The following is a 22403-nucleotide window of genomic DNA, read 5'->3' on the forward strand; positions in this document are numbered from 1 at the left end:
CTACTTGACAAGGATAAGCAATGACTACTGCATCACCAACAGCGCCACGCCCGCACGCCATCGAGCGCGTGCGGCATGACTTGAAACTGCGCGTGCTCACCGTCGTGCGCACCGAGCAGCTGACGCCGCACATGCGCCGCATCACCCTGGCCGGCGACGACCTGGACGGCTTTGTCTCGCCTGCGCACGACGATCACGTGAAACTGTTCTTCCCCGCCCCGGGCGAGACGGCGCCCGTGTTGCCCGTGCTGGGCAATGGCGCCAATCCCATCGAGTACGCGCAAGGGGCGCGCCCCATCGCCCGCAATTACACGCCGCGCCGCTACGACGCCGAGCGGCGCGAGCTGGAGATCGACTTCGTGCTGCATGGCGACGGGCCCGCGTCGCTGTGGGCGGCGCAAGCCGCTCCCGGTCAGACCCTGGGCGTGGGCGGCCCGCGCGGCTCGATGCTGGTGCCGTTTGATTTCGACTGGTATGTGCTGGTGGGCGACCAGACGGCCTTGCCGGCGATTGCCCGCCGCCTGGAGCAGCTGCCGGCCAAGTCGCGGGCGATGGCCGTGATCGAGATCGTCGAAGACGGCGAACAGATCGCGCTCGATTGCGCGGCGCAGCTGGACGTGCGCTGGGTGGCGCGCAATGGCCGCAAGGGGCCGCTGCTACTGCAAGCGTTGGCGCAAGTCGCCTTGCCGCAGGAGGGCGACGGCTATGTGTGGGTGGCGTGCGAGCATGCGCAGGTGCAGGGCTTGCGCGGTCACTTTATTGAAGCCGGTGTGCCAAAGCAGCATCTGCATGTGGCCAGTTACTGGAAGCATGGCGTGGAAGAGCACCATGAGCATCATGATGACTGATTAAGGCCGGGGTCAGACCCCAGGATGCGATGGCACCGAGCTTGACGCCAGCGGCATTGGGGGGCTGCCCCCCGATTTCAGCCTACTTCAACAACCCCGCCAGCTCCACCGCCGTCTTGACCTGCATCTTGTCGAAGATATGCGCGCGGTGCACTTCCACGGTACGCATGCTGATGCCCAGCTTGTCGGCCACCACCTTGTTCATCTTGCCCGCCAAAATCAGGTCCAGCACTTCGCGTTCGCGCGTCGACAGGGTGGCCAGGCGCGCGTGCACGGCGGCCAGCTCGCCCGCCTGGCGCGAGTTGGCCAGGCCCTGCTGCACGCGATCCATCAGGTCGTTGTCGTTGAACGGCTTTTCAAAAAAATCGAAGGCGCCCCGTTTCAGGCTGTCGACTGCCATCGGCACGTCGCCGTGGCCGGTGAGGAAAATCACGGGCAGGCGCGCCGTCAGGTCGCGCTTGACCAGCTGGTCGAACAGGGCGATGCCGTTCATGTCTGGCATCCGCACGTCGAGCAGCACGCAGTCGCCGGCGGCGTCGAAGCTGCCGTCCAGGCTATCGAGGAATTGCTGGGCGCTGGCGTAGTTGCGCGCCTCGATGCTGCGCGAGGCGGCCAGCCAGGACAGGGAGTCGCGTACGACCTCTTCGTCGTCGATGATGTGTAGCATGGTGTCTCCGGCTCGTCGTTATTGGTTATTGCTTGGTGCTGGGTGCTTGGTGCGCGGCGCGGCCGGCACACTGAATGTAAAGATAGTACCGCCAGCGGGGTTGGCGTTGAAAGTCAGCGCGCCGCCGTGAAATTCGATGGCGGTGCGGCAGATGTTCAGGCCCATGCCCATGCCTTCGGATTTGGTCGAGAAAAACGGCGAAAACAGCCGCTCGGCCACGTCTTGCGCAATGCCGTGGCCATGGTCGATCACATCCACCGTTACCATGCCTTGCTGCGCATCGTGGCTGGCCCGCAGGCGCATGATACGCCGTCCGGGTGGCGCATCCTGCATGGCTTCGATGGCGTTGCGCGTCAGGTTCAGCAGCACTTGCTCGATCATCACGGGGTCGGCGCGCAGCAGCGGCAGGTCTGGCGGCAGCTCTTCCTGGATGGTGACATAGTATTTGCGCGCCTGCAGGTCGATCAGGGCGCGGATGCCGTCGATCAGGGTGCGGATGGCGATATCCTGGCGCTGCGGTTCGCTCTTGCGCACGAAGTCATGCACGCTGCGGATGATCTGGCCGGCCCGCTGCGCCTGCGCGCCGGCCTGTTCCAGCGCCGGCTTCAAGGTGCCAGGATCGACGGGGGCGCCATGCTCGATGGCGCGGCGGATCAGGTTCAGCGCCCCCGTGGTGTAGCTGGAGATGGCTGCCAGCGGCTGGTTCAGTTCATGCGCCAGCATCGACGCCAGTTCGCCCATGGTGGCCAGGCGCGAACTCGTTTGCAGCTTTTCCTGCTGCTGGCGATTGAGTTCCTCGACCCGCTTGCGGTCCGAGATATCGAGCACGGAACCCATCCAGCCCGTCTGCTGGCCGTTCTTGTCCACCAGCGGCGCTTCGAAGATCAGCACGGGCACGCGCGTGCCATCGGGGCGCTGGAAATAGGTTTCGAACTGCGGCGTGGGATTGCCGGCCAGGGCCTTGACGAAGCGCTGCTGGTATTCCTCCAGCGCCTCGGGCACCCAGTAGGGCATGGGCGGCAAACGCCCCAGGATTTCCTCGGCCGGATAGCCGACGATGTGGCAGAACGCGGGATTGACATAGGTGACGCGCCCTTCCAGGTCGCGCGCGCGCATGCCCGTCACCAGCGAGTTTTCCATCGCCGTGCGAAACAGCATCTGCTGGCGCAGCGCGCCTTCGGCCACCAGGCGGCGCGAAATATGCCGCCACAGGGCCAGCAAACTCCACAGCAAACCCAGCGACAGGGCGATGACGGAGCCGACCAGCAAATTGGGCAGCAGCTTGGGCTGGCTTTTCACGCTGTCGGTAAACAGGGTGATGGTGGCGCCGGGCACGTCAAGTGCGCGTTTGTGCGTGTACACGCCGTGACCGGGACCGGCGGCGGCGCGCCGCGCCAGCACCTTGTCGTCGCGGTCGATCAGCGAAATCTGGTTATCCTGGGCAAACCACCACGGCACCATTTCATCGAGCAGGCTGCTGATCTGGTAGGTGGCCACCAGGCTGCCCACATAGCGCTGGCCGTCGAACAGGGGCTGGTGGTAATCCATCAGCATGGCGCCCGGCGGTGCGTCGGGAAAGCCCGTCTGCTGCGACGGCTGGGCGTACTGGCCCCGGTGCAGGCGGCGCGCATTGTCGGCCGCCGTCAGCGAAGCCGGCGAAAACGACAGGGCATGCGGCAGGCTGCTGTCGCTGGTGGCCAGCACCTTGCCGCTGGTGTCGAGCCACAGCACGCGCTGCAGTTCGCGGCCATTGCGCAACATCTGCTGCAGCCGTTCGTGCACTTTTTCCGCGCCCAGCGAGGCGCTGGCGATGTCCATGCCCAGGTTGAACAGGCTTTCCTCGTTGCGCGCCAGTTGAAAACGGATGGTCTGCTCCACCCACAAAGTGTCGGCGATCAGCTGTTCCTGGCGCTCGTTGCTTTCCATCTGGCGCGCCTGCCAGGGCAGCCAGAGCAGGATGGACAGGAACAGCAGCAGCAGGATGACGGGCAGCAGCCAGCGCATCGGGCTCGATAGCTTGAAGCGGCGTGCAAGAGTGGGGGGAGTCGGCATGGCTGGCAGGGTAGCGGCTTATCGGCAGCCGGCTATTGTGGTTAACCACAATAGCCGTGGCGGTTTCTTTGGAACAATATCCAAGTAGACAAATAATAAAGTTTTTTTCAAAAACCATCCAGGAGACAAAAATGCAGATGAAAACCATGTTCGTCGCGCTGTGCGCGGCCATTGGCGCCACCGCCGGCGTCCACGCTTACGCGCAAGCGCCCATCGTCATCAAATTCAGCCACGTTGTGGCGACAGACACACCGAAGGGCCAGGCCGCCGAGCGCTTCAAGCAACTGGCCGAGAAAGCCACGAACGGCAAGGTCAAGGTCGAACTGTACCCGAACAGCCAGCTCTACAAGGACAAGGAAGAACTCGAAGCGCTGCAGCTGGGCGCCGTGCAGATGCTGGCGCCATCGCTGGCCAAGTTCGGCCCGCTGGGCGTGAAGGAATTCGAAGCCTTCGACCTGCCCTACATTTTCCCCACCAAGACGGCGCTGTACAACGTTACCGAAGGCGAAATCGGCAAGAGCCTGCTGAAAAAACTGGAACCCAAGGGTATCACGGGCCTGGCCTACTGGGACAATGGCTTCAAGGTGATGTCGGCCAACAAGCCGCTGCACAGCCCGGCTGACTTCAAGGGCCTGAAAATGCGCATCCAGTCGTCCAAGGTACTCGACGCGCAGATGCGCGCGCTGGGCGCCAATCCGCAAGTGCTGGCCTTCTCGGAAGTGTATCAGGCGCTGCAGACGGGCGTGGTCGACGGCACGGAAAATCCGCCATCGAATATGTACACGCAAAAGATGCATGAAGTGCAAAAGCACGTGACTGTCTCCAACCACGGTTACCTGGGCTACGCCGTCATCGTCAACAAAAAGTTCTGGGATGGCTTGCCACCCGATATTCGTGCACAGCTGGAAAAAGCCATGCGCGAAGCGACCACGTTTGAAAAAGCCATCGCCCAGCGCGACAATGACCAGGCCCTCGACGCCATCAAGAAATCGGGCAAGACGCAAATTTATACGCTGACGGTGCAGGAACAGGCCGAGTGGCGCAAGGCCCTGGCGCCCGTGCAGAAAGCCATGGAGGGGCGCATCGGCAAGGATCTGATCTCGGCCATCAACAAGGAAAGCGCGAAGTAAACAGCGCCGCCGCGCCGCCTGGTGCGGCGTTCAGGGACATCCCTGTCTCTCTGTAGCAACAGCGCCTGCGCGTCCTGCGCGGGTGCTGGCGTCCCCGCATTCTTTGAAAGTCCACCATGAAATTTCTGGATCACCTGGAAGAGTGGCTGATCGCGTCCCTGATGGGCGCCGCCACCGTCATCATTTTCGTCGCGGTCGTGCACCGCTACCTGTCCGGCTTGCCGATACCGGGGCTGCAAGACTACCTGATACAAATCAATACCAGCTGGGCCCAGGAACTGTGCATCTACATGTTCGTCTGGATGGCCAAGTTCGGCGCCGCGTACGGCGTGCGCACGGGCATCCACGTGGGCGTCGATGTGCTGATCAACCGCATGAATCCCCGCTGGCGCGACCGTTTCATCGTCTTCGGCCTGGCCGCCGGCGCCCTGTTTACGGGCATCGTCGGGACCCTGGGCGCCAGTTTCGTGTGGTCGATCGGCCACACGGACCAGACTTCGGCCGACATGGAAATCCCCATGTGGCTGGTGTACCTGGCCGTGCCGCTCGGTTCTTACCTGATGTGCTTCCGCTTCCTGCAAGTCATGGTGCATTTCATCAAGACGGGTACCTTGCCGAAACACGACCATTCGCATGTCGAGGGCCTGGAAGAAGAACTGACGGCTGAAGAAAAAGGAGCCAAGGCATGAACGCGCTGATCATATTTGTTTTGCTGCTGGGGTTGATGCTGACCGGCATGCCGATTTCCATCTCGCTGGGCCTGACGGTGCTCACCTTCCTGTTCACCATGACCAGCGTGCCCATCGAATCGGTGGCCTTGAAGATCTTCACGGGTATCGAGAAGTTCGAGATCATGGCCATCCCGTTCTTTATTTTGGCGGGCAACTTCCTCACGCATGGCGGGGTGGCGCGGCGCATGATCAATTTCGCCAGCTCCATGGTGGGCCACTGGCATGGCGGCCTGGCGCTGGCCGGCGTGATGGCGTGCGCGCTGTTTGCCGCCGTCTCCGGCTCCAGCCCCGCCACCGTGGTAGCGATCGGTTCCATCATCCTGCCGGCCATGGTCAAGCAGGGCTATCCGCGCGGCTTCGGCGCTGGCGTCATCACCACCTCGGGTGCGCTGGGCATCTTGATACCACCGTCGATCGTGATGGTGATGTATTCCGTCAGCACCAACACCTCCGTGGGCAAGCTGTTCATGGCGGGCGTGATTCCCGGCATGATGCTGGCCATGCTGCTGGGCCTGACCACCTGGTTCTTGGCGCGCAAGAATAACTATCCACGCATGAAAAAGGCCAGCTGGGGCGAGCGCTTCGTGACATTCAAGAAGAGCGCCTGGGGCTTGCTGCTGATCGTCATCGTCATGGGCGGTATCTATTCGGGTGCGTTCACGCCGACGGAAGCGGCCGCCATGGCTGCCGTGTATGCCTTCGTCATCGCCGTCTTCGTCTACAAGGACTTGAAGATCAAGCAAGTGGGCAAGGTCTTGCTCGATTCGGCCGCCATGTCGGCGATGCTGTTGTATATCATCACCAACGCCGTGCTGTTCTCGTTCCTGATGACCAGTGAAAACATCCCGCAAGCGATGGCCGAGTGGATCACGGGCAAGGGCCTGGGCGTGATCAGCTTCCTGCTGGTGGTCAATGTGCTGCTGTTGGTGGCTGGTAACGTCATGGAACCGTCGTCGATCGTGCTGATCATGGCGCCCATCCTGTTCCCCGTGGCCATGAAGCTGGGCATCGACCCTGTGCACTTCGGCATCTTGATCGTCGTCAACATGGAGGTGGGCATGTGCCATCCGCCTGTGGGGCTGAACCTGTATGTGGCGTCCGGCATTACCAAGATGGGCATTTCCGAATTGACCGTGGCCGTGATGCCATGGCTGCTGACGATGCTGGCCTTCCTGGGCTTGATTACCTACGTACCACAAATCTCGCTGTGGCTGCCAAATTTAATTTACAACTAAAACAGTTGTCCCCGTCATGGTGCAAAAAAAGTCGATCCTGCCGAATAAATGCGCTATGATGGGCAGCCTTAAGGGGAAACACGTAGTTGCTTATACGCTCCGGTAGCAAGGCTGAAATACAGAATTGGTAACTAAGTTAGTGGGGGAGTGGTCTATAAAAACGGTATTGATACCGGGGATATATTGAGGAGACACACGTTTCACAGAAGTTGTTGAGTCATAGCTGTCTGCGGCCACAAGCCGGCACCGGCGGACCCAAACGACCGGGAACGTGAAGCAATATTTGAAGCGCACCGACTGGTGCGCTTTTTTTTCGTGCCCGGGAAACGTCCGCCCACTTGCCCAAAGACGGTGCATAATCGCCAGGGCGCAGCGATGTGCGCCTGCGGGTTGTATATTTGCCACACTTGAATAATGATCAGCAGATGAAAAAACAACAGGGCAGTGAACTGTTCAGTGCCATCGTGGCCGCGCCGTTTGGCGCCATGGGCGCGCGTACGCAGGATGGCCAGGTATGCGAACTGGTCTACCTGCCGCAGCACTTCGACGAGAAGGCGCCGCAGGATGCCGTCTCCGAGCGGGTATGCCAGCAGCTGGCGCGCTATTTTCTCGACCCCGATTATGTCTTTGACCTGCCGCTGGCCGCCTCGGGCAGCGCCTACCAGCAACGGGTATGGACGGCGATCGCCGGCATTCCGCGCGGCCAGGTACGCACGTATGGCGATGTGGCGCGCCTGATCGGCTCGGCGCCGCGCGCCGTGGGCCAGGCTTGCGGCGCCAACTGGTTTCCCGTGCTCATACCATGCCACCGGGTTACGGCCGCCGGCGGCCTGGGCGGCTTTGCCCATCACGACGATGCGACGGGATTCCACCTGGGCGTGAAGCGCTGGCTGCTGGCGCATGAAGGCGTGGCGGCTTACCTATGATGAACAGCCTGCTGGCGCCGGATAATGCCACCCTGATCGATGAATTCTGCGACAGCCTGTGGCTGGAAGACGGCCTGTCGAAAAACTCGCTGGACGCCTACCGGCGCGACATGCGGCTGTTTTCGCGCTGGCTGGAAGTGGCGCGGCCCGGCCGCGAGGGCCTGTACGAGGTGTCCACGGCCGACATCGAAGCGTATTTCGCCGCCCGCCACGACGAGAGCAAGGCCACGTCGTCGAACCGGCGCCTGTCCGTGCTCAAGCGTTTTTACCAGCTGGCCCTGCGGCAGAAGCATATTGCGGTTGATCCCTGCCTGAAGATGGTGTCGGCCAAGCAGCCTGCGCGCTTCGTGCATACCTTGAGCGAGGCGCAGGTGGAAGCGCTGCTGGCGGCGCCCGACGTGAGCACGCCGCTGGGCTTGCGCGAGCGCACCATGCTCGAGCTCATGTATGCGAGCGGCTTGCGCGTGTCGGAACTGGTGGACTTGAAATCCGTGGAGCTGAGCCTCAACGATGGCGTGCTGCGCATCACGGGCAAGGGTAGCAAGACGCGGCTGGTGCCGTTCGGCGAGCAGGCGCGGCTGTGGATCGAGCGCTACCTGAAAGAGGCGCGCGGCGTCATCCTCGATGGCCAGATGGACGATGCGCTGTTTGTCACGCGGCGCGGGGGCGCCATGACCCGGCAAATGTTCTGGGTCATTATCAAGAAACATGCGCTGAACGCCGGCATCACGGCGCCGCTGTCGCCGCATACCCTGCGCCACGCGTTCGCCACCCATTTGCTGAACCATGGCGCGGACTTGCGTGTTGTGCAATTGTTACTGGGACACTCCGATATTTCCACCACGCAGATTTACACGCATGTGGCGCGCGAACGGCTGAAACTGCTGCATGCGCAGCATCATCCGCGCGGCTAAACATTTGGTGTTTGGTCCAATTACGTCATAATGTGCCTTATGTGCTTATCTGTAACATCTAAAAACTAAAGAGGTAGTAAATGGCCAAGACAAATTTCCAATACGAAAAACGGCAAAAAGAGCTGGAAAAGAAGAAGAAAGCCGAGGAAAAAGCCAGGCGCAAGCTGGAAGCGAAAAACAATCCGAAGCCGGCCGATGGCAGCGAGGGCGATGAGCCGGAAGCGGACGACGCCGACGTTGACGCTGATCCGGCCGCCGAAGGCGACGCGCCCGCCCAGCCGCAGTAATTCCCCGTTCCCGATGGCCGGTGCGGCACAGCCGCGCCGGCCCCGCTTCGCGCTATCCTTCCCCCGCTATAAGCTTGGCCGCTGGCCGAGCGCCAGTTGCAGCTGCGTGCTGGCGATGGCCGCATCGGCGCGCGCCTGCACATATGCCTGGTAAGCCTCATCGGCCGAACGCTGCGCCGCCAGCCATTCCAGCAGAGACGCATTGCCGCTAAAGTAAGACAGGCGTATGCCATCGACCACCTTTTGCGTATCGACCAGCACGCCGTCACGGTAGCGCGCCAGCCTGTCCTGCGCCGCACGCAGCTGCCGCTGCGCCGTGCGCACCTGCGTTTCCACTTGCAGTTCCGCCTGGCGCAAGGCCAGCATCGCTTGCGTGACGCCCGCCGCCGCCTGCACCACGTCGCCCTTGTCGCGCCGCGACAGGGGAATGGGGATGGCCAGCGACAGGCTCAATGCGCGCGAGCGGGGTGACTCATCGACGCGATTGCCGCTGGCGTCGATGCCGTCATGGTAGCCGCGCGCGGCGGCCAGGCCCAGCGTGACGGTCGGGTCGACTGCGCGGTTGGCGCGCACCAGCGCGGCGCCATCGCGCAGATTGTCCAAGGTGGCGCGAGCGATGCGCACGTCGCTGCGCGCGTCGAGCGCCTGCGCCACCAGCACCCTGGCATCCTTGTTCTCGTACGCGGCGAAGTCGCAGGCCAGCTGCGCGTCTGGAAACAGCGTGTCGAACTGGCGCCCCAGCGGCGGCGACAGGGCCAGCATGGCGCTGTCGGCCTCACTGCGCGCCTGCGCCAGTTCGGCCTGGAACTGGTCGCGTTCCACGCGCGACTGCAGCAGTTCGATGCCGCCCACGTCGCCCGCCTTGCGCCGCACGGCGTTTGCTTCCACCACTTTCGACAGGGCCGCCATGGTCAGCTCCCTGCGGGCCAAGACCTCGCGCGTGCGGCACGCGTCCGTGAACGCGGCGGCGGCATTCCCATACAGCTCGCTCCTGAAGCCGGCCACCGTTTCCTCGGCCAGCGCGACATTGCTGTGCGCCGCCTTTAAGCGCGCGGCGCGCTTGCCGCCCGTCTCGATGGCCATGCTGATGGCCGGGTTCCAGGTGATGGGACGGTGCCCGGCGCTACGCACGGTTTCGCGCGTGGCACCCAGGGTGAACTCGGGGTCGGGACGCAGGCCGGCGATGCCGATGCCGGCCTTGGCCGAGGTGATGCTCTCCTGCTGCGCCTGCAGTTCCAGGCTATTTTTTTCCACGGCGGCCAGATAGGCATCGAAGGTCAAAGGGGCGGCGGTGGCGCAAGGGGCCAACAGGCAGGCCGCCAGGATGCAATTAAAGCGTGTCATAGGTCTCTTCCTCGGTTGGCGTCTGGCGTGCTGAGACATACGCCTCGATCAGGTAGTACAGGGCCGGCAACAGCAGCAGGGTGAGCGCCGTCGCTGTCAGCAGGCCGCCCACCACCACGGTGGCCAGCGGGCGCTGCACGTCGCTGCCCAGGCCCGTTGCCAGCATGGCCGGCGTCATGCCCACTGCGGCAACGGTGGCGGTCATCAGCACGGGGCGCATGCGGTCGCGCGCGCCTTCCAGCACGGCCTCGCGCAGGCTGCGGCCTTCATCGGTGCGCAAGCGGTTGATCTGCGCCAGCATCAGGACGGCATTCAGGACGGCCACGCCGAACAGGGCGATGAAGCCCACGGCGCTCGAAACATTCAAGGTCATGCCGCGCAGGTGCAGCGCGGCCAGGCCGCCCAGCATCGCCAGCGGCACGGCCAGCAAGACCAGGGCGGGCTGGCGCAGGTTGCGGAACTGGCCAAACAGCAGCAGAAACATGGCCCCCAGGGTCATCGGCAGGATCAGGGCCAAGCGGCTTTGCGCGCGCTGCAGGTTTTCGAACTGGCCGCCCCATTCGACACTGATGCGCTGGTGCTCGTTGGCCACGGCTTGCGCCACCAGCGGTCGCGCTTCGGCCAGGAAGCCGGCCAGGTCGCGCCCACGGGCATTCAGGCGTACGATAATGTGGCGCCGCCCCATTTCACGCACGATCACACTCTCGCCCGAGGTGGTGCTGATGCTTGCCACCTGCGCCAGCGGCACCTTGGCGCCATTGGCTGCCGTGAGTTTCAAGTTGGCGATGGCGTCCGGGCTGGAGCGCGTGGCGGGCGGGAAGCGCACGGCGATGTCGTAGCTTTTTTCGCCCACATACACCTGGCCGATGGGCGCGCCGCCGATGCCGGTAGAAATCAGGTCGGCCACGTCGGCCGCGTTGATGCCGTAGCGGGCTGCCTTCGCGCGGTCCAGTTCCACCTTCAGGTTGGGCAGCGGCGGCTCCACGTCCACCGCCACGTCGGAAGCGCCGTGGATGGTCTTCAGGACATTTGCCACCTTGCCGGCGATACGGCGCACTTCATCGAGATCATTGCCGAAGATTTTCACCGTCAGGTCGCTGTGCGCGCCCGACAATTTATCCTGCACGCCATCGATCATCGGCTGCATGAAAGCCACCGTCATTGCGGGCATGCGGGCGAAGCGTTCGTTCATTTTCGCGATCAGCTGCTGCTTGCTCAGACCCGACTTCCAGCTCTTGTACGGATGCAGGCCGACGCTCGCTTCGATATGCGACGGCGTCCAGTAATCGGTGCCATCGTCGTTGCGCCCCGTCTGCGTGACGATGCTCGACACTTCGGGGAACTCCAGTGCGGCGCGGCGCAGTTCGCTGGCCATTTCGGATGCCTTGTCCAGCGTGATGCCGGGCGGCATCTGCACTTGCAGCCACAGGGAACCTTCATCGAGATAGGGCAGGAAGTCGCGTCCGATGCCCCCGCCCAGCAGGGCCAGGCCGGCCAGAGAGGCGGCGCACACCATCGCTACCCAGCGCTTGCGGCCCACCAAGCGCTCGAGGCAGCGCCCGTACGCAGCCGCCAGCTGTTCCAGCGCGCGGTTAGGGTAGCTGCGGCGCGGCTTGCGCAGGGCCAGCCAGGCCAGGCCGGGGATCAGCACCAGCGCCACCACCAGCGCGCCCACCAATGCCGCGCCCACCGCATAGGCCATGGGAGAAAACAGCTTGTACTCGATGCGCTGGAAGGCGAACAGGGGCAGGTAGGCGGCGATGATGACGGCCATGCCGAACATGATGGGGCGCGCTACCTGCAGCGTCGACGCTATGGCGTCCTGCAGGGTAAGGGGGCGCTCCTGTTCCCGTTCGCGTCGGCGCAGCATGTTTTCCAGCACCACCACGGAGCCGTCGACGAGGATGCCGAAGTCGATCGCCCCCAGGGACAGCAAGTTGGCGGGGATTTTAAAGTGATGCATGAAGATGAAGGCGATCAGCAGTGCCAGCGGGATCGTCAGCGCGACGATGGCGGCCGCGCGCGGGCTGCCCAGGAACAGCAGCAGCACCAGGGCGACCAGCAACATGCCTTCGCCCAAGGTATAACTGACCGTGTGCAGGGTAGCGTCGATCAGCGAGCTGCGGTCCAGGTAAGGCACGACCTTTACGTCCTTCGGCAACAGCTTGTTGTTCAAATCGTCCACGGCCGCATGGATGCCCGCCAGCGCTTCGGACGGATTGAAATCTTTCAGCAACAGGGTGATGCCTTCGATGGTGTCGGGGTTGTCGTCCTTGCCGAGGATGCCGCGCCGCTCCACGTTGCCGTAATCGAGCTTGCCCAGGTCCTTCACCAGCACGGGCACGCCGTCCCTGCTGTTGACGACGACATTGCCCATGTCGCCCAGCGAGTGCAGCAAGCCCACGCCGCGCACCACGTACGATTGCTGGCCACGGTCGATGACGCTGCCGCCGCCGCTGATGTTGTTGGCGTTGATGGCATCCTTGACCTGCGCCAGCGAGAAGCCGTAGCTGTCCAGTTTTGCGGGGTCGAGTTCGAGCATGAACTGCGTCGTCAGGCCGCCGAAATTGCTCACATCGGCCACGCCGCGCACCTGTTGCAGGCGCGGGATCACGGTCCAGAACTGCAGCTCGGACAGTTCGCGCAAGGAGCGCGTCTTCGATTCCAGCGTGTAGCGGTAGATCTCGCCCGTCGGCGAGGTGTAAGGGTCGAGTCCCGGCTTGGCGTCGTAGGGCAGGTTCACGCTGGCGAGGCGCTCCTGCAGCCGCTCGCGCGTGAAGTAGCCGTCGCTGCCATCCTCGAACACCACCGTGATCAGCGACAGCGCGAACAGGCTGCGCGTGCGCAGCACGTGCATGCCCGGTGTACCCAGCAGGGCGCGCTCCAACGGTATCGTGATCTGCTGCTCGATTTCCTCGGCGCCCAGGCCCGGCACCTGCGTGACGATTTGCGAGGTGACATCGGCGATGTCGGGATAGGCTTCGATGGGCAGCTGCTTCCAGCAGTAGACGCCATAGGCGGCGACGAACAGCAGTACCAGCCAGACGATGCCGCGCCGCTGGCAGCAGGTGGCGATGAAACGGTCAATCATTGAGCAGCACTCCTTCCTTGACGACGATGCGTTCGCCCGCGCGCAAGCCCGAGATGATTTCCACCTGTCCGCCATGGCTGGCGCCCACTTCCACCGTGCGCGGCGTGAATACCAGCGGGCTGCGCTCCACCATCACGCGCGTCGATGGCCCGCTTTGCAGCAGCGCTGACGCGGGCACCAGCAGGGCGCGGCGGCTGGCGCCGGAAAAAACTGCGTGGGCGAACATGCCGGGCTTGAAGCTGCCGGCGCGGTTTTCGATGGCCACGCGCACTTGCACCGTGCGCGTCTCGGGATCGAGCACGGCACCCACATACGCGACCTTGCCTTCGAAGCTTTTTCCGGGCCAGGCATCGACGCTGATGCGGGCCGTCTGGCCCACGCTCGCCAGCGCCAGGTCCCTTTCGGCCACGTTGGCCGCCAGCCATACGGTGGTCAGGTCTGCCACCGTCATGACGGCGGCGTTGATATCGTTCCAGTAGCCGCCCTGAGCGCCTTCCATGGCGATCACGGTGCCGGAAATCGGCGAGCGCAGTACATAATCGCGGCGCGAACCGCGCGCGCCGGCGCCGTACTGGGCCAGCTTGTCGGCGCTGGCCTGGGCGTCGCTGCGGGCCTGCGCAAAGGCTGCCTGGGCCGCTTCGTACTCCTTGCGCGCGGCGATCTCCGCTTCGAACAGGGTTTTCTGACGCTTCAGTTCCTGGCGCGCCTGCAGCAGGGCGGCTTTCGCCTTGCTGTCGTCCGCGTGGGCGGCACTCAATTCTGCCGAATCGAGGGTGAACAGCGGCTCGCCCGCCTTCACGCTGTCGCCCAGGGCGCGCTGTATCCGCGTGATGCGGCCAGCCAGGGGCGGCGTGATTTTCACCAGTTTTTCCGGCATGGCGACAATGCTGCCCGGCGCCTCGGTCTGCGTGGCGACGTCCTGTTCCTGGACGGGCGCAATCTGCAGGCGCTGGTGCAGCGGCGACATCCTGTCGACGGCGATACTGCCGTCTTCCAGATGCATCGCTTGGGGCCGCGGTATGGCCGCTGGCGTCGGTTTGGCGCAGCCGGCCAGGGCCGAGCAGGCGAGAGCGAGCGCGCAGCTGGCGCCCAGGGCGTTGCGGGTGGTCATGTTCATCCGGTGTTTCCTTGTTATTGATGGTGATGGGGCATGCGTGGATGCCATGCCCAGGCGGGCGGTCAGGGGGGGCGCGGGCCGTGTGTTGACAGCGCAGGGAAAGCATAGCAATGTGGTCCTGAAGAAGTGCCCAAGAATGCCTGAATCATTCTTCAGATTCCGTGCGCGCACGCTGCGGCACGGTAAAATGCCAGCATAGGAAATGCGGAAAAGCCGCAGCGCAATGGGAAAGGCAGGCATGAGAATTCTTCTGGTGGAAGACGACCGCAAGGCGGCGCGCCTGCTGGCCCGTGGCTTGCAGGAAGAAGGCTTTGTCGTCGACGTGGTGCACAGCGCGGAAGAGGGCGAGGACGAAAGCTACGCCGTCGATTACGACGTGATCGTGCTGGACTGGATGTTGCCGGGCAAGCAGGGCATCGATTTTTGCCGCGACTTGCGCGCACGTGGCATCCAGACCCCCGTGCTGATGCTGACCGCGCGCGACGCCACGGCCGACCGGGTGGCGGGCCTGAACACGGGCGCCGACGATTATCTGACCAAACCGTTCGAATTCGAGGAGCTGCTGGCGCGCATCCGCGCGCTGCTGCGCCGCTCCGATATCAGCCGCCCGCTGGTGCTGTCGCTGGCCGATTTGACGCTCGATCCCGTCAGCCACCAGGCGACACGCGCCGGCGCGCCGCTGGTGCTCACGCCCAAGGAATATGCGATTCTATTGATCCTGCTGCGCCAGGCGGGCGAGGTGGTCAGCCGCGCGCGCCTGACCGAGCAGATCTGGCAGGCGGACCTGATCGGCATCGATAACCTGATCGATGTCCACGTGCGCAACCTGCGGGGCAAGGTCGATGCGCCGGGCTTGCCGCCATTGATACACACGGTGCGCGGACGCGGCTTTCGCCTGGCGGAAAACAACGGTGGCTAGCTTTCGCAAACGCCTGCTGCTGGTGCACCTGGCCGTCATCCTCGCCATCGTGGCCTGCACGGCGCTGGCCGGCTACTGGGGCCTGTCGCGCGCCGTGCATGGCCAGCTCGATGCGGCCCTGCTGGCGCTGGCCGAAACGGAAATGGCCATGCTGCCGGCCGCCCCGCGCCAGCCCGTGCAAGTGCACGAGGTGGCGTCGGGCCTGGCGCCGCCGTCGTTGACGCGCCTGGACCGCCTGGTGCAGATCATCGATGGCGAAGGCCGTGTGCTGGCGCGCAGCCGCAACCTGGAGGCGGCGCAGCTGCCGGTGCCTCCCGCCCTGCTGGCGCGCCTGGCGGCCGGCGACACTGTCTTCGAAACCCTGCCCAAGTTTGGCGAAGAACCGCTGCGCATGGTCTCCCTGCCCGTGCCCGCATCCGGCGCGCGCCTGGCGGTGCAGGTGGCCGGTTCGCTCGACGATGCCAATCACGTGCTGGCCGCGGCCACCGTGCTGTTTGGCGCCATGGCGCTGGCCTTGCTGGCGGCCGTTGGGCTGGCCGGCGAAATGCTCACGCGCCGCGTGCTGGGTGCCATCGACGACGTGGTGCGCCAGGCGCATTCGATCGGCGAAGCCAGCCTGCACCAGCGCCTGCCCCATCCCGGCACGCGCGACGAGATCGGCCGCCTGGTCGATACCCTGAACGCCATGCTGGACCGGCTGGAGCACGGCTACGATGCACAGCGGCGCTTCACGGCCGATGCTTCGCACGAATTGCGCTCGCCCCTGTCGCGCCTGCGCACGGAAATTGAAATCACCCTGCGCCGGCCGCGCGAGGCGGCCGAATATGTCGATGCGCTGGCGTCCTGCCTCGATGAAGTGCAACGCCTGACGACACTGGTGGAAGAACTCTTGATGCTGACGCGCCTGGATGTCGGCCAGGAGCGCAATGCCGTGGAAACCATCGCGCTCAATCCGCTCGTGCGGGCGGCCGCGCAGCGTCTGGAAAAAGCGGCAGCGCAGCGCGGCATCCGCATCGTCGTCGATGCTGGCGCGCCCGTGCACGCGCGGGTGGCGCCGGGGCCCGTGGACCTGGTGCTGGCCAATCTGCTGGATAACGCCGTGAAGTTTTCGCCGCCGGGCGGCGTCATCAGCGTGCACGTGGTGCGCGAGGGCGAACATGCGCTGGTGGGCGTGGCGGACGCAGGGCCGGGCATCGGCGTGGAAGATTTGCCGCATCTGTTCGAGCGTTTTTACCGGGGCGCCCAGGCGCGCGCTGGCGAGGCGCCCGGCTTCGGCCTGGGCCTGGCCCTGTCGCAAGCCATCGTGCACGCGTATGGCGGGCGCATCGAGGCGCGCAACCGCCCGCAAGGCGGCGCGCTGTTCCTCATGCGTTTGCCCGCTTCAAGCTGAGGGGAGCCACGCCTTCCCAGCGCACCTGGCGCACCTGCGGCCAGGCGCCTGCGCGGTTGACGAAGCGCACCAGCACGGCGCGCTGCACGGCCTGGCACAGCACCGTGGCGATCAGCTGCACCAGCTGCCTGGCCTCGTCCCAGTTGCGCAGCACCTGCGACGGCGCCAGGCCCGCGCCCTTGAGTTCGGCCAGCAGCAAGCGCACGACGTGATCGGCTTGCCCTGCGGCGCAGGTAACGGTCAGGCGGTAGGTGGCGACGGACGGCCCCCGTTGCACGAACCACAGCATCCATTTTTTCATCATCAGACTCCCCGCTCGGCGACAAATTCCGCGTTATTCACCAGCGCCCAGCGCACGGCCGAGACGCTGCCTTCCAGGCTGACCTGGCTGACGATCTGTTCCAGCAATCCCAGGCTGGACAGGGGCGTGAGCAGGTCGGCCCGCACTTCGATGCGCCCGGCCTGCGCGGCATCCTCGCTGTGCAAGGATTGCAGCATCAGCGCCGGCATGTCGCTGATCATGCGCAGCATCAGCTTGCGCACCTGGACTTCCTGTTCCGCCTCGCACACGGCCGTGACGCGGTAGATGCTTTCCGTCTCGATGCCCGCATCGCTGCCGTGGGCGTTGATGCGCTGCGCCAGGTGGCGCAGCACCAGATTGGCGACCAGCACGAAGCACGTGCCGATGGCCGCTTCCAGCGCAAAGCCCAGGCCGCACAATATGCCGATGGCGGCCGAGCACCACAGGGTGGCGGCCGTGTTCAGGCCGCGCACCGTCATGCCTTCGCGCATGATGACGCCGGCGCCAAGAAAACCGATGCCCGATACCACCTGCGCGGCGATGCGCATATGGCCGGCGCTATCGCCCTCGAGCACGGAAACCATCACGAACAGCGAGGCGCCGACGGACACCAGCGCGTTCGTGCGCAGGCCCGCCATGCGCTGGCGCAGCTGGCGTTCGGCGCCGATCATGGCGCCCAGGGTCAAGGCTGCGGCAACGCGCAGCGCAAAGTCAAATACCACCATCAGTTTCTCCCGGCTTGGGAGGAACAGGCGAGTGCAAGGGCGACGACGGGTCGCCCCCAAAGGGGGCAGCAGACGATAACGGTGGAACGATGAGGAGGGAAGTGGCGGCGAATGTGCATCGCCGCAGGTAAAACCGCACCTTGCCATGGGCCAGGCGGGCGGAATGCGCGCGTCTTGCCTAAGGCCGATCGCCGGTGGTCAATCGACTACTGTCACTGGAACAAGCACCCACGAGTCACTCCATATCATTGATAACGGGGACAGTCTAGCCAGTGGGGCAGCTTTGGTCAACTGAAGCTCTCTTCAGGAAGCCGCCGCGTCGTCCCCGCCAATGCGGGGACGGTGTAGGCGACCGGTCAATCAGTGGGCATGCGCTTCGCCGTCGGCATCGGTATGGGCATGCTCGCCGCCGCTGCCGCCGAAAAAGCGCGCGGCGCGCTTGCCCAGGCTGTCGAGGTAGGTGTAGGCGACGGGCACCACCACCAGGGTCAACAGGGTCGAAGTGATCACGCCGCCGATGACGGCGCGGCCCATCGGCGCCTGCGATTCGCCGCCGTCGCCCATGCCGATGGCCATCGGCAGCATGCCGAAGACCATCGCCAGGGTCGTCATCAGGATGGGGCGCAAGCGCACTTGCCCCGCTTCCATCAGCGCTTCGAACTGCCCCAGGCCTTCGCGCTGGCGCTGGTTGGTGAAGTCGACCAGCAAGATCGCATTCTTGGTGACCAGTCCCATGAGCATGATGAAGCCGATCACGGAGAAGATGTTCAGGGTGCTGCCCGTGATCAGGAGCGCAGCCAGCACGCCGATCAGGGACAGCGGCAAGGACACCATGATGGCGATCGGCTGCAGAAAGCTGCCGAACTGCGAGGCCAGCACCAGGTAGATGAAGATCACCGCAATGCCCAGCGCCATCATGGCGCCGCCCATGGTTTCGGCCATCTGCTGCGCGTTGCCGGCCACGTCGAAGCGCACGCCTGGCGGCAGGTCGATGGACTTGATGGCCTTCTGCACGTCGGCGTCGACGTCGCCGGCAGGGCGGCCCTGCACGCCAGCATAGATGGCGACGCGGCGTTGCAAGGCCTGGCGTTTCAGCACCTGCGGGCTGGACGACGGCACGAAGTCGACCACCTGGCGCAGCGGTATCATGATCGGCTTGCCATTCGCATCGAGCTTGCTGGACGCCAGCGACAGGTCGGCCAGGTCGGCCACCTTTTGCCGGCCCGACTTGGGCAGTTGCACATTGACGTCGTAGTTTTGCCCGTCGCTGGCTAACCAGTGGCTGACCGTGTCGCCCGCCACGAACGGTCGCAGGGCATTGCCGATCTGCTGCACCGACAAGCCCAGGTCGCTGGCCAGTTCGTTATTGATCTTCACGGTGGTCGACGGATTGGCGCCTTCCTGGCTGTATTCCATGTCGGCCAGTCCCTTGATGCTGCGCATCTTGTCCATCAGGCGGTGCGCCACGTCATCAAGCTTGCCTTCGTCGGTACCGAGGATGGCGATGAAGATGGGGCGGTTGCCCACCGACAGGGTAATGCCGGCAATCGGCGCCAGGCGTTCGCGGATCAGCTTTTCCAGTTCCTGCTGCGAGCGGCGCTTGTGCGTCTTGATGTCCGTCAGTTTCAGGTTCACCTCGGCCGCGTTGCGTCCGTCCGGCGTGCCGATATTGGCCACCAGGCTGTCGATTTCGGGAAATTCCTTCAGGGCCGTTTCGATCTGGCGCACCTTGGAATCCGTGTAGGCGAGGCTGGAACCGACGGGCGTCTTGAAGCGCAGGTTAACCCAGCCCTGGTCCGTTTCCGGGAACATCTCGCCACCGATCATCGGCACGAGCATCAGGCTGCCCGCGAACAGCGCCACGGCCGTGGCCAGCGTCGTCTTGCGCCAGCGCAGGGCCACTGCCAGCACCTTGCCATACCAGACGTGCAGGCGGTCGATGCCCGTCTCGATCCAGGCCATGAAGCGGCCCAGCCACGGCGCGTATTTGAAGCGGTCCTTGACGGGATCGCGCCAGACGGACGAGAGCATGGGGTCGAGCGTAAAGCTGACGAACAGCGAGATGAGAACGGCGACGGCCACGGTGATGCCGAACTGCAGGAAGAAGCGGCCGATGATGCCGTCCATGAAGGCCACCGGCACGAATACGGCGACGATGGCGAACGTGGTGGCCATTACGGCCAGGCCGATTTCATTGGTGCCGTCGTTGGCCGCCTTGTAGTGGTTCTTGCCCATGCCCAGGTGGCGCACGATGTTTTCGCGCACCACGATGGCGTCATCGATCAACAGGCCTATGCACAGGGACAGCGCCATCAGGGTCAGGAAGTTCAGGGTAAAGCCGAAGGCTTTCATGGCGATGAAACTGGCCAGCACGGAGATCGGCAAGGTCAAGCCCGTGATGATGGTCGAGCGCCACGAGTGCAGGAACAGGAAGACGATCACCATGGTCAGCACGGCGCCTTCGATGATGGTGCGCTTGACGTTATTGAGCTGGCTTTGCACGCGTTCCGATTCGTCGTCCAGCACGCGCAGCTTGATATCGGGCGGCAGCGTCTTTTGCAAATCAAACGCCACTTTCAGTATGCCGGTGCCCACTTCCACCACGTTGGCATCCTGCACCTTGGTGATTTCCATGGTCACGGCTTGCTGGCCGTTCATGCGCGAGATCGACAGTTCTTCCTGCTCGCCGTCGACGACGGTGGCTACCTGGTCCAGGTAGACGGGGCCGATGGCGCGGCGCGCGACGATGATCTTGCCGAATTCGCGCGCATCCTTGATCTTGCCTTCCACGCGCACCAGTTGTTCGGCCGCGCCATGGCTGATGGAGCCGGCCGGCAGGTTGGTATTCGTGGCCTGGATGGCGCGGATCACTTCATCGACGCCGATGCCCTGGGCATTGAGTTCGATCGGCTTCATGCTGATGAGGATCTGGCGCGCGCGCAGGCCGCGCAGCTTGACTTGCCCCACGCCTGCCACGCCTTGGAAGCGTTTGCTGATGATCTGCTCCGTCATGGTCGACAGCGCGCGCAGGTCATGCCCGGTCGAGGTCAGCACGATGGTGGCGATGGGGCGCTCGTTGTCGCCTTCGGCGCGCGCGATGAACGGGTCCTTGGCTTCTTTCGGGAAGCGCGGGCGCACCAGTGCCACCTTGTCGCGCAAGTCCTGCATGGCCTTGTCCATATTGGTCGACAGCTCGAATTCCAGGTACACGCCGGCGCGCCCTTCCCACGAATTGGCGCGGATGGTCTTGATGCCGCTGACGGTGTTGACAGCGTCTTCGATGGGGCGCGTGATGTCGTTTTCCACGGCCTCGGGCGAGGCGCCGGGGTAGTTCACTTCAATGGCGGCGAACGGGAACTGCACGCTGGGCATGCTTTCCACGCCCAGGCCGCGGTAGGAGAATATGCCCAGCACCACCAGCGCCACCATGACCATGGTGGCGAAGACGGGGTTTTGAATACTGACTTTGGTCATCCACATGGTTTAATCCTTCCGTGCCAGCACGGCTGCCGGCGCGCCAGGGGCGGCGGGTGTCCCTGATTGTGCGGCGAAGGTCACGCCGTGCCCGGGTTTCACGCCATCGAGTTTGGCGATGATGACTTTCGCGCCCGGCACCAGGCCGGACGTCACTTCCGCATAGCCTTCGTCCTCGTTGCGCAGTCCCAGTGTGACGGGCTGTGCGACCACCTTGTTGTTCACCAGTGCATACACGACGGGGCCCTGCTTTTCATTGCGCACGGCCGTCAACGGCACCAGCGGCGCCACGGGCGAGCGCTCGGTGACGATGCTGCCCTTGGCGAACATGCCGCCGCGCAGTGCGCCATCGCCATTGTCGACGGCGATGTAGACCAGCATGGCGCGCGAGCCGCTTTCGGTGGTGGGATTGATGCGCGTGACCTTGCCGGCAAAGTCGCGCGCGTCGAAGCCGTCAACTTTGAAGTGCACCTCCTGGCCCAGCTTGATGCGCGGAATGTCCGCGCTGGGCACGGGCGCTTCCAGGGTCAGCTGTGCCAGGTTGACGATGGTGTAGACGGGCATGTCGGGCGCGACCTTTTCGCCTGCCTGCAGGTGGCGCTTGCTGATGATGCCGGCCATGGGCGCGCGGATCACCGTGTCGGCCAGCGCGATACGGGCGATATCGAGCATGGCGGCGGCGGACTTGACGTTGGCGCGTGCCAGGTCGACCGAGTTTTGCGTGGTGTCGTAGGCTGTCTGCGAAATGTATTTTTGCTTGAGCAGTGCCTGGCTGTTCGCTTCATTCTTGCTGGCCATCGACAGGCGCGCTTGCGCCTCGTCCAGCATGGCTTGCTGCTGCGTCAGGCGGGCGCGCTGGTCGGCCGCATCGAGGCGCACGAGGATTTGCCCGTTGGCTACTTGCTGGCCTTCCTGCAAGGTCGTTTCCTGGATGACGCCGGAGACCTTGGCCTTGATGGTGGCCTGGGTCACGGGCGCCAGCGAACCGGACAGTGGCAGGCTGATGCTGAGCGCGCGCGCATCGATGGCGGCCACGTCGCCCTGTGCCAGTTCATGCACGGGCGTCTTGGCCTGCTCCTTCTTCTTGCTCGCTTGCAGTTCGGCAGCCTTGGCGGCTTGCTGCTTCGATTGCAGCACCGTCCAGCCGCCGCCGGCCAGGCCGAGCACGACGAGGATCAGCACGGGGGTGCGCCAGCGCCGGCGGCGCGTGGCTGCAAGGGGGGAGGCGGGGGGCAGGGTCTCGTTTTTCATA

At 64.3% G+C, this 22403-nt stretch carries 18 protein-coding genes; 9 read left to right on the plus strand and 9 right to left on the minus strand.

Annotated elements, in window-relative coordinates:
* Window positions 1-20: 20 nt before the first annotated feature.
* Entirely contained in the window at window positions 21-848 is an 828-nt protein-coding gene (locus K0F85_RS23595) for a siderophore-interacting protein (RefSeq protein WP_219118350.1), read from the plus strand.
* 82 nt (window positions 849-930) lie between these two features.
* Here the strand turns inward: K0F85_RS23595 and K0F85_RS23600 are convergent, their stop codons facing one another.
* Window positions 931-1515, minus strand: a complete 585-nt coding sequence (locus K0F85_RS23600; protein WP_034780029.1) for a response regulator transcription factor — start codon at window positions 1513-1515, stop codon at window positions 931-933.
* An 18-nt stretch (window positions 1516-1533) separates the two neighbouring features.
* Window positions 1534-3567 (minus strand): PAS domain S-box protein, encoded by a 2034-nt coding sequence (locus K0F85_RS23605; protein WP_257638142.1) that lies wholly within the window; start codon window positions 3565-3567, stop codon window positions 1534-1536.
* 137 nt (window positions 3568-3704) lie between these two features.
* On the opposite strand from K0F85_RS23605, the gene K0F85_RS23610 reads away from it, so the two are divergent.
* The 6 genes from K0F85_RS23610 (at window position 3705) to K0F85_RS23635 (ending at window position 8790) form a co-directional block, all read left to right on the plus strand.
* Window positions 3705-4697, plus strand: coding sequence for a TRAP transporter substrate-binding protein (locus K0F85_RS23610; RefSeq protein WP_374198803.1), 993 nt, complete (start codon window positions 3705-3707; stop codon window positions 4695-4697).
* 116 nt (window positions 4698-4813) lie between these two features.
* A complete protein-coding gene (locus K0F85_RS23615; RefSeq protein WP_219118352.1) occupies window positions 4814-5386 on the plus strand; it encodes a TRAP transporter small permease in 573 nt (190 codons plus the stop codon).
* The gene (locus tag K0F85_RS23620) at window positions 5383-6663 is read left to right on the plus strand and encodes a TRAP transporter large permease (RefSeq protein ID WP_219118353.1); all 1281 of its coding nucleotides are present in this window, start codon (window positions 5383-5385) and stop codon (window positions 6661-6663) included. Before K0F85_RS23615 ends, K0F85_RS23620 begins: the two co-directional genes overlap by 4 nt.
* A 425-nt stretch (window positions 6664-7088) precedes the next feature.
* Window positions 7089-7589, plus strand: a complete 501-nt coding sequence (locus K0F85_RS23625) for a methylated-DNA--[protein]-cysteine S-methyltransferase (protein ID WP_219118354.1) — start codon at window positions 7089-7091, stop codon at window positions 7587-7589.
* Window positions 7586-8503, plus strand: a complete 918-nt coding sequence (gene xerD, locus K0F85_RS23630; protein ID WP_374198798.1) for a site-specific tyrosine recombinase XerD — start codon at window positions 7586-7588, stop codon at window positions 8501-8503. Before K0F85_RS23625 ends, xerD begins: the two co-directional genes overlap by 4 nt.
* A gap of 80 nt (window positions 8504-8583) precedes the next feature.
* A complete protein-coding gene (locus K0F85_RS23635) occupies window positions 8584-8790 on the plus strand; it encodes a hypothetical protein (protein WP_102296696.1) in 207 nt (68 codons plus the stop codon).
* Window positions 8791-8856: 66 nt separating this feature from the next.
* Here K0F85_RS23635 and K0F85_RS23640 read toward each other — a convergent pair whose 3' ends face one another.
* Genes K0F85_RS23640 through K0F85_RS23650 form a run of 3 tightly spaced genes read right to left on the minus strand, consistent with a single transcriptional unit; the run spans window position 8857 to window position 14342 of the window.
* Window positions 8857-10134, minus strand: a complete 1278-nt coding sequence (locus tag K0F85_RS23640) for a TolC family protein (RefSeq protein WP_219118355.1) — start codon at window positions 10132-10134, stop codon at window positions 8857-8859.
* Window positions 10121-13225, minus strand: coding sequence for an efflux RND transporter permease subunit (locus tag K0F85_RS23645; protein WP_219118356.1), 3105 nt, complete (start codon window positions 13223-13225; stop codon window positions 10121-10123). The genes K0F85_RS23640 and K0F85_RS23645 overlap by 14 nt, the downstream gene beginning before the upstream one ends.
* Entirely contained in the window at window positions 13218-14342 is a 1125-nt protein-coding gene (locus K0F85_RS23650) for an efflux RND transporter periplasmic adaptor subunit (RefSeq protein WP_219118357.1), read from the minus strand. Before K0F85_RS23650 ends, K0F85_RS23645 begins: the two co-directional genes overlap by 8 nt.
* A gap of 238 nt (window positions 14343-14580) precedes the next feature.
* Here K0F85_RS23650 and K0F85_RS23655 point away from each other — a divergent pair, with 238 nt between their 5' ends.
* Window positions 14581-15261: a response regulator transcription factor gene (locus K0F85_RS23655; protein ID WP_219118358.1), complete on the plus strand. Its 681-nt coding sequence runs from the start codon at window positions 14581-14583 to the stop codon at window positions 15259-15261.
* Window positions 15254-16651 (plus strand): cell wall metabolism sensor histidine kinase WalK, encoded by a 1398-nt coding sequence (locus K0F85_RS23660; protein WP_219118359.1) that lies wholly within the window; start codon window positions 15254-15256, stop codon window positions 16649-16651. The genes K0F85_RS23655 and K0F85_RS23660 overlap by 8 nt, the downstream gene beginning before the upstream one ends.
* Here the strand turns inward: K0F85_RS23660 and K0F85_RS23665 are convergent.
* The 4 genes from K0F85_RS23665 to K0F85_RS23680 all read right to left on the minus strand — a co-directional run bounded on the left by K0F85_RS23665 (window position 16626) and on the right by K0F85_RS23680 (window position 22402).
* The gene (locus K0F85_RS23665; RefSeq protein WP_219118360.1) at window positions 16626-16955 is read right to left on the minus strand and encodes a hypothetical protein; all 330 of its coding nucleotides are present in this window, start codon (window positions 16953-16955) and stop codon (window positions 16626-16628) included. The two genes, K0F85_RS23660 and K0F85_RS23665, sit on opposite strands and share 26 nt — an antisense overlap.
* Window positions 16955-17677, minus strand: coding sequence for an MgtC/SapB family protein (locus K0F85_RS23670; protein WP_374198801.1), 723 nt, complete (start codon window positions 17675-17677; stop codon window positions 16955-16957). The genes K0F85_RS23665 and K0F85_RS23670 overlap by 1 nt, the downstream gene beginning before the upstream one ends.
* Before the next feature lie 360 nt (window positions 17678-18037).
* Window positions 18038-21157, minus strand: coding sequence for an efflux RND transporter permease subunit (locus K0F85_RS23675; RefSeq protein ID WP_219118361.1), 3120 nt, complete (start codon window positions 21155-21157; stop codon window positions 18038-18040).
* Between the two features lie 3 nt (window positions 21158-21160).
* Complete coding sequence (locus K0F85_RS23680) at window positions 21161-22402, minus strand: efflux RND transporter periplasmic adaptor subunit (protein WP_219118362.1); 1242 nt, start codon at window positions 22400-22402, stop codon at window positions 21161-21163.
* Window position 22403: the final 1 nt, after the last annotated feature.

The sequence above is a fragment of the Janthinobacterium sp. UMAB-56 genome (assembly GCF_900095265.1).
Lineage (GTDB): Bacteria > Pseudomonadota > Gammaproteobacteria > Burkholderiales > Burkholderiaceae_D > Janthinobacterium.